This is a genomic window from Duganella guangzhouensis, from assembly GCF_009674535.1.
Lineage (GTDB): Bacteria > Pseudomonadota > Gammaproteobacteria > Burkholderiales > Burkholderiaceae_D > Rugamonas > Rugamonas guangzhouensis.
The window spans coordinates 124,689-137,988 of sequence record NZ_WKJK01000010.1 but is presented as its reverse complement, the minus strand read 5'-3'; the positions used below and the strand labels follow the sequence as shown (position 1 = coordinate 137,988).

At 63.7% G+C, this 13,300-nt stretch carries 11 protein-coding genes and 1 tRNA gene; 3 read left to right on the top strand and 9 right to left on the bottom strand.

Features of this window, described 5'->3' with window-relative positions; translation table 11 throughout:
* Positions 1-47: 47 nt before the first annotated feature.
* Together GJ699_RS19650 and GJ699_RS19645 are read left to right on the top strand one after the other, a co-directional pair.
* The gene (locus tag GJ699_RS19650) at positions 48-758 is read left to right on the top strand and encodes a BON domain-containing protein (RefSeq protein ID WP_154379385.1); all 711 of its coding nucleotides are present in this window, start codon (positions 48-50) and stop codon (positions 756-758) included.
* A gap of 166 nt (positions 759-924) precedes the next feature.
* Positions 925-2,235 (top strand): MFS transporter, encoded by a 1,311-nt coding sequence (locus GJ699_RS19645; RefSeq protein WP_154379383.1) that lies wholly within the window; start codon positions 925-927, stop codon positions 2,233-2,235.
* Between the two features lie 42 nt (positions 2,236-2,277).
* On the opposite strand, the gene GJ699_RS19640 is transcribed toward GJ699_RS19645, so the two are convergent.
* A complete protein-coding gene (locus GJ699_RS19640; protein ID WP_154379381.1) occupies positions 2,278-4,389 on the bottom strand; it encodes a dipeptidyl-peptidase 5 in 2,112 nt (703 codons plus the stop codon).
* Positions 4,390-4,485: 96 nt separating this feature from the next.
* On the opposite strand from GJ699_RS19640, the gene GJ699_RS19635 reads away from it, so the two are divergent.
* The gene (locus GJ699_RS19635; protein ID WP_154379379.1) at positions 4,486-5,331 is read left to right on the top strand and encodes a PhzF family phenazine biosynthesis protein; all 846 of its coding nucleotides are present in this window, start codon (positions 4,486-4,488) and stop codon (positions 5,329-5,331) included.
* Here GJ699_RS19635 and GJ699_RS19630 read toward each other — a convergent pair.
* The 8 genes from GJ699_RS19630 to GJ699_RS19595 all read right to left on the bottom strand — a co-directional run bounded on the left by GJ699_RS19630 (position 5,270) and on the right by GJ699_RS19595 (position 13,125).
* Complete coding sequence (locus GJ699_RS19630) at positions 5,270-6,586, bottom strand: SMP-30/gluconolactonase/LRE family protein (protein ID WP_154379377.1); 1,317 nt, start codon at positions 6,584-6,586, stop codon at positions 5,270-5,272. The two genes, GJ699_RS19635 and GJ699_RS19630, sit on opposite strands and share 62 nt — an antisense overlap.
* A 26-nt stretch (positions 6,587-6,612) precedes the next feature.
* Positions 6,613-7,992, bottom strand: coding sequence for a hypothetical protein (locus GJ699_RS19625; RefSeq protein WP_154379375.1), 1,380 nt, complete (start codon positions 7,990-7,992; stop codon positions 6,613-6,615).
* Between the two features lie 91 nt (positions 7,993-8,083).
* Positions 8,084-8,893 carry a substrate-binding periplasmic protein gene (locus GJ699_RS19620; RefSeq protein WP_154379373.1) on the bottom strand — a complete coding sequence of 270 codons (810 nt, stop codon included), beginning with the start codon at positions 8,891-8,893 and terminating at the stop codon, positions 8,084-8,086.
* Positions 8,884-9,651 carry a substrate-binding periplasmic protein gene (locus GJ699_RS19615; protein WP_229262185.1) on the bottom strand — a complete coding sequence of 256 codons (768 nt, stop codon included), beginning with the start codon at positions 9,649-9,651 and terminating at the stop codon, positions 8,884-8,886. The genes GJ699_RS19620 and GJ699_RS19615 overlap by 10 nt, the downstream gene beginning before the upstream one ends.
* 116 nt (positions 9,652-9,767) lie before the next feature.
* Positions 9,768-9,843: transfer RNA gene (locus GJ699_RS19610), tRNA-Lys, on the bottom strand.
* Positions 9,844-9,894: 51 nt separating this feature from the next.
* Entirely contained in the window at positions 9,895-11,694 is a 1,800-nt protein-coding gene (gene tfpB, locus GJ699_RS19605) for a type IV pilus assembly ATPase TfpB (protein ID WP_154379369.1), read from the bottom strand.
* A gap of 20 nt (positions 11,695-11,714) precedes the next feature.
* A complete protein-coding gene (locus tag GJ699_RS19600) occupies positions 11,715-12,515 on the bottom strand; it encodes a spermine/spermidine synthase domain-containing protein (RefSeq protein ID WP_154379367.1) in 801 nt (266 codons plus the stop codon).
* 94 nt (positions 12,516-12,609) lie between these two features.
* Positions 12,610-13,125 (bottom strand): glycine zipper 2TM domain-containing protein, encoded by a 516-nt coding sequence (locus GJ699_RS19595; protein WP_154379365.1) that lies wholly within the window; start codon positions 13,123-13,125, stop codon positions 12,610-12,612.
* Positions 13,126-13,300: the final 175 nt, after the last annotated feature.

Genomic DNA, 13,300 nt, shown 5'->3' with positions numbered 1-13,300 from the left:
GGGCGGGCGTTTAATGTGTCCATCAACCACCACAAGAGGGACACATCATGAACAAATTACTCTGCTTCGTACTGGCCACCGCCGCCAGCGCTGCCTTCGCCGCCACCCCGAACAACGACACCGTTGCCTACAAAGCCGCGATCAACAAGTCGGACGCTGACTACAAAACCGCCAAGGCCGCCTGCGATGCGCAATCGGGTAATGCCAAGGATGTCTGCGTCGAACAGGCCAAGCTGAGCCGCGCCAACGCGGAATCGACCGCTGCCCTGCAATACAAAAACGACAAGAAATCCATCGAAAAAGCCCAGATCAATGTGGCGGACGCCAACTATGACCTGGCCAAGGCCCAGTGCTCGCCACGCACCGGCAACGACAAGGACAGCTGCCTGAGCGGCGCCAAGTCGCAGCACACCGCCGCCGTCAACGACGCCAAGGCCGGCAAGAAAGCCGCCGACGTGGCCCAGACCGGCATCGATTGCAGCACCATGAGCGGCACCGACAAAGCCTCGTGCGAAGCCAAATCGAAAACCGAACTGGCCAAGGACACGCTGGCCGACACCAGCATCACCACCAAGGTGAAAACCGAACTGCTGGCCGAGCCGGCACTGAAATCGCTGGACGTGCACGTGGAAACCGTCAACGGCACCGTCATGCTGAGCGGCTTTGTGCCGTCGCAGGCGGAAGTGGATAAAGCCGTCGACGTCGCGCGCAACGTCAAAGGCGTCAACAAAGTGCAAAGCTCGCTGCGCATCAAGTAAAGGGCGTGCCCCCACCGCCCAGGCGCCCGGCCGCGAACTCCCCCTCGCCGCCGGGCGCCGCCTCATGGCCGCCCTCGGGCGTTTTTTTTGATTGTATTCATGATGATCATAATTTAAAATACTGAAAAGCGTGTCCATCGGCGCGCGACGTCATCGTGAGGACTGTATGTTTGCACAAGCTTTATCCGGTTGGCTGCAGCGGCGCGGCCTGCATTATTCGTGGGTGATGGTGGGCCTGACCTTTCTCACCGGCCTAAGCTCGGCCGCCGCGCTGGGCTTGCCGGGGGCGCTGCTGCAACCGCTGTCGCAGGAATTCGGCTGGGACGTCGAGCAAATCTCGTCGGCGCTGGCGCTGCGTTTCGCGCTGTTCGGGCTGATGGGGCCATTTGCCGCCATCCTGATGGAGCGTTTCGGCCTGCGCAACGTGGTGGTGAGCGCGCTGACGCTGGTGGCGGTCGGCATGGCGCTGGCCACGCGCATGAACCAGTTCTGGCAGTTGGTGCTGCTGTGGGGCGTCATGCTGGGCGTCGGCTCGGGGCTGACCGCGCTGGTGCTGAGCGCGGTGATCTCCAACCGCTGGTTTGACAGCCATCGCGGACTGGTGGTTGGCATCCTGACCGCCAGTTCGGCCACCGGGCAACTGATCTTCCTGCCGGTGGGCGCGTGGCTGATCCAGCACTTCGGCTGGCGGCTGGCGGTGCTGCCGGTGTTTATCGCCTGCGCCGTGATGGCGGTGGCGGTGTCGCTGCTGATGCGCAATCGTCCAGCCGATCTGGGACTGACACCCTATGGCGCCGCGCCCGGCAGCGCGGTGACGGCGGCGCCGGCGATGCGCATCACGCTGACGACGCCATTCCGCATCCTGGCCGAGGCGGCGCGCAGCCGCGTGTTCTGGGTGCTGGCTGCCACCTTCTTCATTTGCGGCCTCAGCACCAACGGCCTGATCCAGACCCACTTCATATCCCTGTGCGGCGACGCCGGCTTGGGACCGGTGCCAGCGGCCTCGGTGCTGGCGATGATGGGCGCGTTCGACCTGGTCGGCACCGTGGCTTCCGGCTGGCTGTCGGACCGCTATGACAACCGCAAGCTGCTGTTCATGTACTACGGCTTGCGTGGCCTGTCGCTGCTGTGGCTGCCGTATTCCGAATTCACGCTATACGGCCTGTCGGTATTCGCCATGTTCTACGGCCTGGACTGGATCGCCACCGTGCCACCGACCGTGCGGCTGGCGGGCGCCACCTTCGGCAAAGAAAAAGCCGGCATGGTATTCGGCTGGATCTTCGCCGCCCACCAGCTGGGCGCGGCGGTAGCCGCCTACGGCGCCGGCCACATCCGCACCTTGCTGCTGACCTACAACCCGGCGCTGTTCGCCGCCGGCGCCGCCTGCCTGCTGGCCGCCGCCCTGATCTGGCTCATCCGCACCCAAGACGGGGTCAGGTCCATCATTCCAACACGAGCTCAGCCGAGTAAGGGCTGAGCTCGTGTAGAAATGATGGACCTGACCCCGGAGTTTGGGGTTTTAGTTGAGGTATTTGGCTAGCCAGTGCTGGACTTCGCTGTAGAAGTAGCGGCTGTTCTCGCCTTTGAGGATCCAGTGGTTTTCGTCCGGGAACACCAGCAGTTTGCTCGGCACGTTCAGCCGCTGTTGAGTGGCAAAGTTCATCAGCGCGTTGTTGGCCGGGACCCGGTAATCGAGCTCACCCACCGAGATCAGGATCGGCGTCGTAAAGCCGGTGCCTTTGGCGTGGTTGCCGCCCTGGAGTACTGGACTTTGCGTGCGCCATACGGCTTGCTCGCCCCACACCGGGCCGCCGCTGTTGACTTCGCGCCCGTAGATGCTGTCGCTGCTGCCCCATTGCATGATCAAGTCCATCTCGCCGGCGTGCGAGATGATGGCTTTGTAGCGGGTGGTGGTGGCTTGCAGCCAGTTGGTCAGGTGGCCGCCGTAGCTGGCGCCACCGGCGGCCAGTTTGCTGCCGTCGACGTAGCTGTATTTTTTGACCGCCTCGTCGACCGCTTCGTTGATTTCGTCGGCCGGCCCCTTCAGCGGGTCGCCCTGGATGGCGCGGGCGAATTCTTCGCCGTAGCCGGTCGAGCCTTTGTAGTCGGTCAGCAGCACCACGTAGCCCGGCTGCGCCAGCAGGTGGTAGTTCCAGCGCAGCACGAACTGGTCGCGCCACATATTGGCGGCGCCGCCGTGGATGACGGCGAACAGCGGGTATTTTTTGCTCGGGTCGAAGTTGGCCGGCTTGACGATCATGTTGTGGATCATGCGGCCGTCGCTGGCCTTGAACCAGAAGTGTTCCGGCGCCTGCCAGTCGATGCTGGCGGCGCGCTCGGTGTTGAAGGCGGTCAGGCGCTTCGGCGCGCCGTTGCCGAAGGCGTAGACCTCGGGCGGGTTGATCGCCGATTCCCAGACGCCCACCAGCGCCTTGCCGCCGGCGCTCAGGGCGTTGATGCTGCCGCTCGGCAGCGATGGCTCATCGCGCACGTCGCCGCCGTTGTAGCTGACCGAGTGCAGCTGCTCCAGTCCGGCGTGCTCAAAGCTGAACACGACGCGGTTGCTGCCGGCCGGCAGCACATAGCGCGAGATCGAACGGTCCAGCGCGGCGGTCAGCACGTGTGGCGTGCTGCTGGTCATCGGCCAGGCGAAGCTGGCCAGGCGGCTGACGTCGTAGACTTTGCCTTCTTCTTCCGCTTCGGTCAGCGTGAACAGGGTCTTGCCGTCGGCGCTGAATTTCAGGCTGCCGTAGCTGTGCTTGTCGGCGCTCAGTTGGGTGGCTTCGCCGCCGCCCACCGGCACGCTGTAGATTTGGGTGTAGGCCGAGGCGCGTGCCAGCTGGTCGCGGTTGGTGGCGGCGGCAAACACAATGGCTTTGCCGTCCGGCGCCCAGATCGCGTCCAGCGATTGGCCTTCGTCGCCCTGGCCGCCGCCAAAGCCCGGCAGCGCCGCCAGCTTGCTGCCGCTCAGCAGGTCGCGCGGCTTGGCGCCGACGCTGGCGTCCATCACGAACAGCCGCACTTGTTTATCGTCCAGCCATTTGTCGAAGTAGCGCGGCGGGAAGCTTTCGTAGGCGCGCGCGCTGTATTTGCGGTCCTTGCGCTCCTTGGCGGTTTTCTTGATGTCGTCTTCACTGGCGTTGCCGGGGAAGATGTCGCTGACGAACAGGATTTGCTTGCCGTCCGGGCTGAACTTGGGCGTGCGCGCGCCCAGCGTCAAGGTGGTCAGGCGCTGCGCCTCGCCGCCGCCGGCGATGTCGATGCGGTAGATCTGGCCGGCGTCGTCGCCGTCGCGCTTGGCGATGAAGATCAACTGCTTGCTGTCGGGCGACCAGTTGAGCGCGCCTTCGCCACCCTTGCTGAAGGTCAGGCGGCGCGCCGGGCTGTCATCGCTCAGCGACTTGATCCACAGGTCCGACCATTGCTCCTTGCTGTCGTAGGCCGGGTCGGTGACCGGGAACACCGCCCAGCGGCCGTCCGGGCTGGCGAGTGGCGCGCCGACGCGCTTCATCAGCCAGACATCCTCGTGGGTGATGGCGTGCTTGGTCGCCACGCTGTCGGCGGCCAGGGCCGCGCCGCCGAAATGGGCCGAAATGATGAAGGCAAGAACCGAAAGTCGCGGTATAGTCATGGCAATAATACAAATAAAGTCGTGAAATAAAGATAGTGGCCAATCCCGTCATTGCTGTCAATCAAGTCTTTCCAACATTCAGTTCTCGGAGACAACATGCAGACCATTACCAAAGTTCACAAAGTTGCCGCCTTCACCGCAGGTGAGGAGGGGGGCAACCCGGCCGGCGTGATGATACGCGCAGCCTTGCCGGAAGAGCCGGCGATGCAGCGCATTGCCGCCGAAATGGGCTATTCGGAAACCGTGTTTGCCGCGCCGCAGGGCGATGGCTGGCGCGTGCGTTATTTTTCGCCGGACGGCGAGGTGCCATTCTGCGGCCACGCGACGATCGCGCTGGGCGCGGTGCTGGCGCAGCAGAATGGCGATGGCATCTTCCCGCTGACCACCAACCACGCCAAGGTGACGGTGGAGGGCAGGGCGCACGCCAACGGCGCCGTGGCCGCGCTGCAATCGCCGGGCACCTCCAGCTCGCCGGCGACGCCGGCGCTGGTGCAGGAAGCGCTGGCGCTGTTCGGCTATACGCTGGCCGATCTGGACGACCGCATTCCACCGGCGGTGGCGAATGGCGGCGCCTATCACCTGGTGCTGGCGCTGCGCAGCCGCGACAAGTTGCGCGCCATGCGCTACGACCTCAACAAGGGACGCGAGCTGATGCGCCGCTACGGCTTCGCCACCATCTCGCTGATTCACGCTGAAACACCGCAGCGCTTCCATGCGCGCAATCCGTTCGCGTCCGGCGGCGTGTACGAGGATCCGGCCACCGGCGCGGCGGCAGCGGCCTTGGCCGGCTATCTGCGCGACCTGGATTGGCCGCACGGCGGCGCCATCGACATCGTCCAGGGCGAGGACATGGGCGCGCCTTGCCACCTGCACGTGCAGATCAGCGATGAGCCGGGCAGTTCGATCCGGGTGTCCGGCAATGCCCGCATGATAGGCGAGTAAGCTTCAGCACGTGAAATCCCCGGGGATCGGCGAGCGCGAGGTAAATATTGCCGTCCCCGTCCAGCTGCCAATGACGCGGCGTCGCCATGATCGATGCAATCGGCAGCAAGCTCGCATTGGCTTGCCGGAAGCAGACCACGCGCTGCCCAGCCTTGTCGCGCAAGTTGACGTTGGTCGCGGCACCATCGTACCGGTCGATGATGGTCAGATCGCCGCCGCTGCGATGGCTTTCGTTGCCGTAGAAATAGTAGTTGCTTGCATTTTGATGAATGAAATGGGCATGCGGCGGTGCCTGCAGCGGGTGCTGGTTCCGCAACTGGCCGTCGGCGCCGAAGTCCAGCAACTGCAACTGCTCGGATGCGCGGGCTAGCGTCAAGCTGCCGTCGGCGCTTAGCACCGCGCCGTTCAGGGACAGCAGGGCGGCGGTGCTGCCATCGGCGGCGATGACGCCGATGCCGGCCTGGGTTCTGGCGTAGATCCTGCCTTCGCTGTCCACGCCGGCGAGCTGGGTTAATTCCTGGACCGCTGGCGCCAGCACGGTTCTGGTCTGGCCGGCCGGGTCGCGGACGATCAGCGCATGACGGCCGTCGCCATTGACGTCGTGGCGGGAGTAATAAAATCTGCCGGCGCGATCGATGATGGCGGTGTCGCTTAAATCATCCCATCGGTATTCGGACAATAGCGCGCCGCTTTCGGGATCGATCTTGCCGATCGCGATGTCGGGACCGGAACACAGCAGATATAGTTGATCCCTGTCCGGCGAGCATAAACGCGTGAATTGGCCGCTCAGCGTGGCCAGCTCGGTGCGGTGCGGGTTCATCGGATGCCGCATCGACCAGCGCAAGCTGCCATCGACGCCGATACGACTCAGGCGTTGCAGCCGTTGCCCATCGTTTGCTGTGATGATATCCAGCAGGTACACGCCGCCTTCGTGATCGGGCTGGAAATCCTGCACGCCGGCGGCGGCGATATCGCCGTAGCGTTGCGCCAGTTTGCCTTGCGGATCAAAGACGGAGAAGCCCACGGTGCTGGCGTCGGCGCTGGTGTGGTACATCAGCGTGACGCCGCCGGCTGGGTCCACGCGCAGCGCATACAGCGGGCGTTCCATCTTGGCCTCGGACACGGTCAGCGCGCTCCTGGCCACCCGTTTTTGATATGGGCCGCATGGATACATCTGGCCCATCTGGTCCCAGAGAATGCTGAGTAAGCTGGTGGCTGAAAAGGCGGCGCCTTGTGGTTCAGTCGCGGTCTGCATATTTTATTTCCAGGGAAATCGCCTGCTTACCAGGGCGGCGGATGGTAGGTGATGCGGGCGCCGGTTTCTTCACTGGTTTGCATGACTTGTTCCAGCGTAGTGTCTTGCATCCAGCCATGGTCATCCTCGCCTCCCGAGCTCATTGGGAACACCCACATACTATACACGCGCTGCCTGCCGTTGCCGTCCAGGCTTCCTTTGGACAACATGACATGGTCTAGTCCATCCATGAAAATCAGGTTGCCCGCAGGTATAGTTGGAGTGCCTGGCGGCACCGGGTTGTAGGTCCATCTGGCGGCGGCATTCACGCCCAGCCGTTGCGCCAGAAGTTCGGCATAACCATCTCTGAGCTCAACATCCTCCTCTTCCTCCTCCTCATCATCCACCTCATCATCCACCTCATCCGCAACTGCGCGTCCTGCGGCTGCGGCTGCGGTATGGAGGTCTTGCAGCCATTGTTTGCTCACCAGGCCTGATTGGTAGGCCATAAACATGACCGCTTCCCAGCAGTTCATGGTGCCGTCCCTTGCCGGTTCGGCACCGCCGTTACGCAGCCAGTGCGCAAAATCGTTGCGCTTGTGATCCGAGGTTGTAAGACTGATCTGATAGCCATCGCTCGTATCGGCGCCTGAGCCACCGCGCCATCGTAAATCGGCCAACCAAGCGTTGCTGACGCTCAGGATGCGGCTGGTTTTGATGCGCGCTATCAGACCGCTATGTGTCGCCTGATCGGCAGCAACGGCTGCCGCCAAGAAGGCAGCCGTTTGTTCGCGGTTCATCTTGCCCATATATGTCTCGAAGGCGGGATCGCTGGCGGCGGATAGCATGGTCAGCGTGTTGCTGATATGCGCTGGTGTCAGCAAGGCCATGCCATGCTCAAATTCGGCCGCAGTGGCGGCCACCATCAGTGCCATCACGTTGGGCCAGCTGGTGGCCGCACCGATGGCCCGGAGTTGTTTGTCGATCTGCACATGACGCGGCCAGTTATTTTCGCCGCCATATTCCAGATGTTGTTGCCCCAGCCAGCGCTCATTGCCGGTCAGGCGCTGGTTGATCAGGTTAGCCACATCGGGATCGGCCGCGTATTCAACCAGGTTGGCATCGATGCTGGCGAACAGGCTGGCCGCGCCATGCTGGTCGAGCTGTTTTGTCAGTTGGTCGGACAGTACGCTGCGCTGTACCAGCGCCGGCTGGCGCTGGATGGCTTGCGCCTGTAATTTCCGCACCTGCGGCGAGTTGTCCGCCAGCGCCTGCCATCGCCCCAGGGCCGCGCTGGCTGCGCGTTGATCCTGCAATTGAAGCGGCAATTGAAGCGGCAAGCTGCTGCCGGGCGCAACTTGATCACTGTGTCTTTGTTCGTGTGGCGAGGCGCCCCTGGCTGGCTTGGGGGCAGCGGATGTACTCATGGACGAATTCCTGCTCCAGCATGTCAGCCGCGATTACAGCATCGGCGGCAAGGTCGCGTAAGTATCGTTACCGTAACACGGAGGTATCCGCTCAATCCCACTTCTTCAGCAGCCGCGCCATCTCGCCGTTTTTTTCCAGCAGCTCGATGGCGTGCTGCACGCGCAGCCGCACCGCCGGATCGACGTGGGTGCCCATCGCCATGTAGACGTCGCTGGTCAGCATCACGGTGGGCAGGATCTTGACCTTGCCGGCCACGCCGGCGCGCTCGATGAAGCCCTGCATGCCGGGCGCGCGGTGCAGGAAGAAGCGGCCGCGTCCGGCCACCAGCTTTTGCAGGTTGATGACCGGGCTGGTGGCGCTGGAATCGACTTGCATGCCGCCTATCCGCGCCAGCATTTCCGGCGTGACGTAGCCGCGGTTGGTCAGCACCACGCCATGCGCACCCAGCTTGCGCACATCGTCCCAGCTAGTGATGACGGCCGGGTCGCTGGCGCGCGCGATCAACTGGTAGCGCAGCTGGAACAAGGGCGGATCGAGGAAGATGTATTGGCGCGCGCGCTGGTCGGTGCGCTGCACCGCGCACAGCGCGTCGTGCTGGTGCGAGGCCAGCTCGGAGTGGGCGCGCAGCAGCGGCAGCCATTGCTGATCGCCGACGAAAATCAGACCGGGCTCGATGCGTTCGATGGCGCGGAACAGATCCACACACAGCCCGACCACGCGGCCGATGCCGGCCGGGATGAACTTGGGCTCGGTGCCTTCCTGCGCCACCACCTTCAGCACGGTGGTGGGCGGCGCGCCGGCGGCGGCATGGGCCGTCTGCGCGCCCAGCAACGCGCAGGCCAGCAGTGTGCTGCCCAGCAGTCGCCGCGCTTGCCGTGCCGGTGTTCCCCTCAGTCCCATTTGCGCATCAGCCTTTCCAGTTCACCTTTCCTTTCCAGCACGTATAGCGCGCTGGCCACGCGATCGGCGATCTTGTGATCCAGATGCTTGCTGGCGGCGAAGTACAGCTTGGCGCTATACATCGCCTGCGGCAGGATTTTGACCTTGTCGGCGGTGCCGGTCCGCTCCAGCAGCTTGGGCAGGCCGGGGCCGCGATGAAAATACAGCCGGCCGCGACCGGCGATCAATTTCTGCAAGTTTAACTCCGGACTGGTCGAGCTGGCGTCGACTTCGAACCCGCCCAGTTCCTTGAGGATGTCGCCGGCGGCAAAACCACGGTTGACCAGCACCACATTGTTGGGCGCCAGCTTGCGCACATCGTCCCAGTTGTTGATGACCAGGTTGTCGTTGCGCCGCACCAGAAAGTGGTAGGCGATGGTGTACAGCGCCGGGCCGATGAAGCGGAAGCGGGCCTCGCGCTCGGGCGTGTGCTGGACCGCGCACTGCACATCCTCAATGCCGGACTCCAGTTCGGAGTAAGCGCGGATCAGCGGCTTCCAGCGCTGGTCGCCGACGAAGCGCAGGCCGGGATCGGTTTGCTCGACGGCGCGCAGGATGTCGACGCACAGGCCGACGATGCGGTCCTTGCCGGCGTGGATGAATTTGGGATCGGTGCCCTCCTGGGCGGCGGTGCGCAGCTCGATTGGCACAATCGGCGCGGCGGCGGCCAGCAACGGAAGGCAGCAGGCCATCACCAGCAGCCGTCGCATTCCGTTCATCCAGCTCCCCATGGCATCCTCTCGTCCCGCGTCTTCAGCGCTTTGGCCTAGCTTACACCAGAGGCTGGCTATAGGCGAAAAAAAAGCTCCCTGTGGGAAGCTTTTTTAGAATTCGGTGGTAGGCCGTGCGGGATTCGAACCTGCGACCAACGGATTAAAAGTCCGCTGCTCTACCAGCTGAGCTAACGACCCCCGAAAGAGGCCGTATTATATACAGGCCGACACGGTTTGCAAAGGGCTTTTTTACTTCATGCCCAGCGCGGCGGTCACTTTCAGCACTTCGTCGACGGTGGTGACGCCTTCCTGGATCTTCAGCGCGCCAGCGATGCGCAGCGGCTTCATGCCGTCGGCCACGCTCTGGCGCCGCAACGCCTGAATATCGGTTTCCTCGCGCACCTGCGAGCTGAAGGCTTCGGTCACGGTCAGCAGCTCGTACAGGCCGGTGCGGCCGCGATAGCCGGTCTGGCGGCACTCGGGGCAGCCGACCGGCTTGTACACGATGGCCGGCTTGGGCAGCGACCATTCGCCGGCCAGGCTGGCCCAGATCTCGTCGCTCAGTTCGCCGCCCTCGGCCTTGCAGTCCTGGCACAGCGTGCGCACCAGCCGTTGCGCCATGATGCCGATCAGCGTCGCTTCCAGCAGGTAGTAGGGCACGCCCAGTTCCAGCAAGCGCATCACCGCCGACGGCGCGTCGTTGGTGTGCAGCGTCGACAGCACCAGGTGGCCGGTCAACGCGGCCTGGATCGCCATTTCGGCGGTGGCCAGGTCGCGGATCTCGCCCACCATGATGATGTCCGGGTCTTGCCGCATCAGCGCCCGCACGCCGTCGGCGAACGACAGTTCGATGCCGGGCTGGACCTGCATCTGATTGAAGGCCGGCTCCACCATCTCGATCGGATCTTCCACCGTGCAGACATTGACCTCGGAGGTGGCCAGTGCCTTCAGCGTGGTGTACAGCGTGGTGGTCTTGCCCGAGCCTGTGGGGCCGGTGACCAGGATGATGCCGTGCGGACGCTGGGTCAGCACGTCCCAACGCTCGGCGTCGTCGAGCGGGAAGCCCAGCTCCGGCAGCGTCTTCACCACCACGTCCGGATCAAAGATCCGCATCACCAGCTTTTCGCCAAACGCGGTCGGCAGCGTCGACAGCCGCAGCTCGACTTCCTGGCCGCCGGCGGTGCGGGTCTTGATGCGGCCGTCCTGCGGGCGGCGCTTTTCAATCACGTCCATGCGTCCCAGCAGCTTGATGCGCGCGGTCATCGCGATCATCACCACCGCTGGCACTTGATAGACCTGGTGCAGCACGCCGTCGATGCGGAAGCGGATCGCGGCGATGTCGCGCTTGGGTTCGAGATGGATGTCGGACGCGCGCTGCTCAAACGCGTACTGCCACAGCCAGTCGACGATGTTGATGACGTGCTGGTCGTTGGCGTCGACCTGCTTGTTGCTCTTGCCCAGCTCGACCAACTGTTCGAAGTTGTTGCGCAGCGTCAGGTCGTTGGCATTGGATTTATTGGCCTTCTTGATCGACTTGGCCAGGCTGAAGAACTGTGTGATGTATTGCGCGATGTCGAGCGGATTGGCGATCACGCGGCGCACCGCGCGGCGCGAAATCTTGGCGATCTCGGCTTCCCATTCGTGCGAATATGGATCGGCGGTGGCCACCACCAGCACCTCGGCGTTCAGCTCCACCGGCAGGATGTTGAAGCGTGCCGCGTAGCTGGCCGACATCACGTCCGCCACTTTGGTGAAATCGATCTTCAGCGGATCGATGCGGATGAACGGCAGCTGCACCCGCTGCGCCAGCCATTCGCACAGCGCGTCCAAGGTCAGCAGCTTGTGCGGCGGCTGCGCCGACAACAGCTTGGCGTGCGCCACCGCGCACAAGGGATGCATATAGCCGCTGGTGTTCTTCAGAATGGCGGAACTTTGCGCGTACAGTTCCTTGACCTCGGCCTTGCGTATCATGCCGTCGGCCAGCAGCCAGGTGTAGATCTGTTGCAGATCGAGCGGGGCCGCCGGGCTCGGGGTGTGGGTAGAACTCATCTGTGCGGCCACCTTTCTGTTTAGTTTGCGGCGATGCCCTTGACCCAGCTCTTGGCCGGCAGCTTGGTCGCGGCCACGATCTGCGCCGCGCGCGCGGTCAGCGCCGGCAGGTCGAGCGGACGGGCGCGCCGGAAGGCGATCGCAACCACGTTACCATCATGTACCTGCGGCAGGCAAATCACCTGCGCAAAGGCGAACTTGATGGCCTTCAGATTGCGCGCATAGCTGGGGTGGTCGCCAAACAGATTGACGGTCATGATGCCGTCGTCGTTGAGGCAGTTGCGGCAAGCCTGGTAGAACTCCGCCGAGTCCAGCACCGGGCCGCGCGCGGTGGCGTCGTACAGGTCGACCTGCAGCACGTCCAGCGTGTCGAAGTTGGCCTTGTCGTTGACGAAGTCCAGCGCGTCCTGCTCGCGCACATCGAGGCGGGCATCGTTGGGCGGCAGCTTGAACATCGATTCGCAGATGGTGATCACCGACGGATTGAGCTCGATCGCGCTGACGCTGGCCTCGGGGAAGGTCGCGTAGCAGAACTTGGTCAGCGCGCCGGTGCCCAGGCCCAGTTGGGCGATATGGCGTGGCTGCTCGAGCCACAGCAGCCAGGCCATCATCTGCTGCGCGTATTCCAGCTCCGGCCAGTTGGGTTTGCGGATGCGCATCGCGCCCTGTACCCACTCGGTGCCGAAGTGCAGATAGCGCACGCCATCGAATTCGGACAGCGTCACCGGCGCGTATTTCGGCTTGCGGGGTTTGGCGGGCGCCTTGGCCGAGGCCGGTCGCGAGGATTCTTCTTTTTCGATGGATTTGCGTTTGATTAACATGAGCGGAGGCCGGGTGGGTGATCCGGCATTATCTGAAAACGACAATGCCGGCGCAAGGCCGGCATTGAAAGCGGGGAGGGGAGCGGCTGACCGATTAACGCTGGATCGGTTCCACCACCACGCGCAGTTGCACGCGTTCGCCCGGATCGTAGGACATGACGCTGGTGTAGTTGCGGCCACGGTAGTCGTAGGTCACTTCGTAGCCCGAAGTGCGCGATTCCCAGTGGTCGACGGTGCGGCACTGCTTGACCGCCTGCTGCTGCACGCCGCCGCTGGTCGGGGTGTTGGCGTTGTCGACACGGTCGCCGACCAGGGCGCCGGCGATCGCGCCGGCGGCAGTGGCCACCGAGCGGCCGCTGCCGCCGCCGACCTGGTTACCGGCCAGGCCGCCGACCAGGCCGCCGATGATGGCGCCGCCCACGCTGCGCTCCGGCGCCGGCTGTTGCACCTGCACGACCTCGGTGCGGCATTCCTGGCGCGGGCGGTTGACCTGCTCCACCTGCGGGGTGACACGCACGACGCGGCCGAAATCTTCGAAATCAGCGGCTTGTGCGAAAGGCAAGGCGCTCAGGCACAGGGCCGAGGCGATCAGTTTGGCTTGCAAGTTCATTTGGTACCTCGTGTTGGTTCAGGGTGTCTATCAGGGGATTTCTGATATTGCATGATTCGTATCTTAATCCCGCCGCCGAACGGCGACTAGTGGCTGGGCGGTATCTGTGGCAACAAATTGTAACAGCGACGGTCTGGGGGAATTGTGCCGATTTGGCCCCTAAAACCGGCAAAAA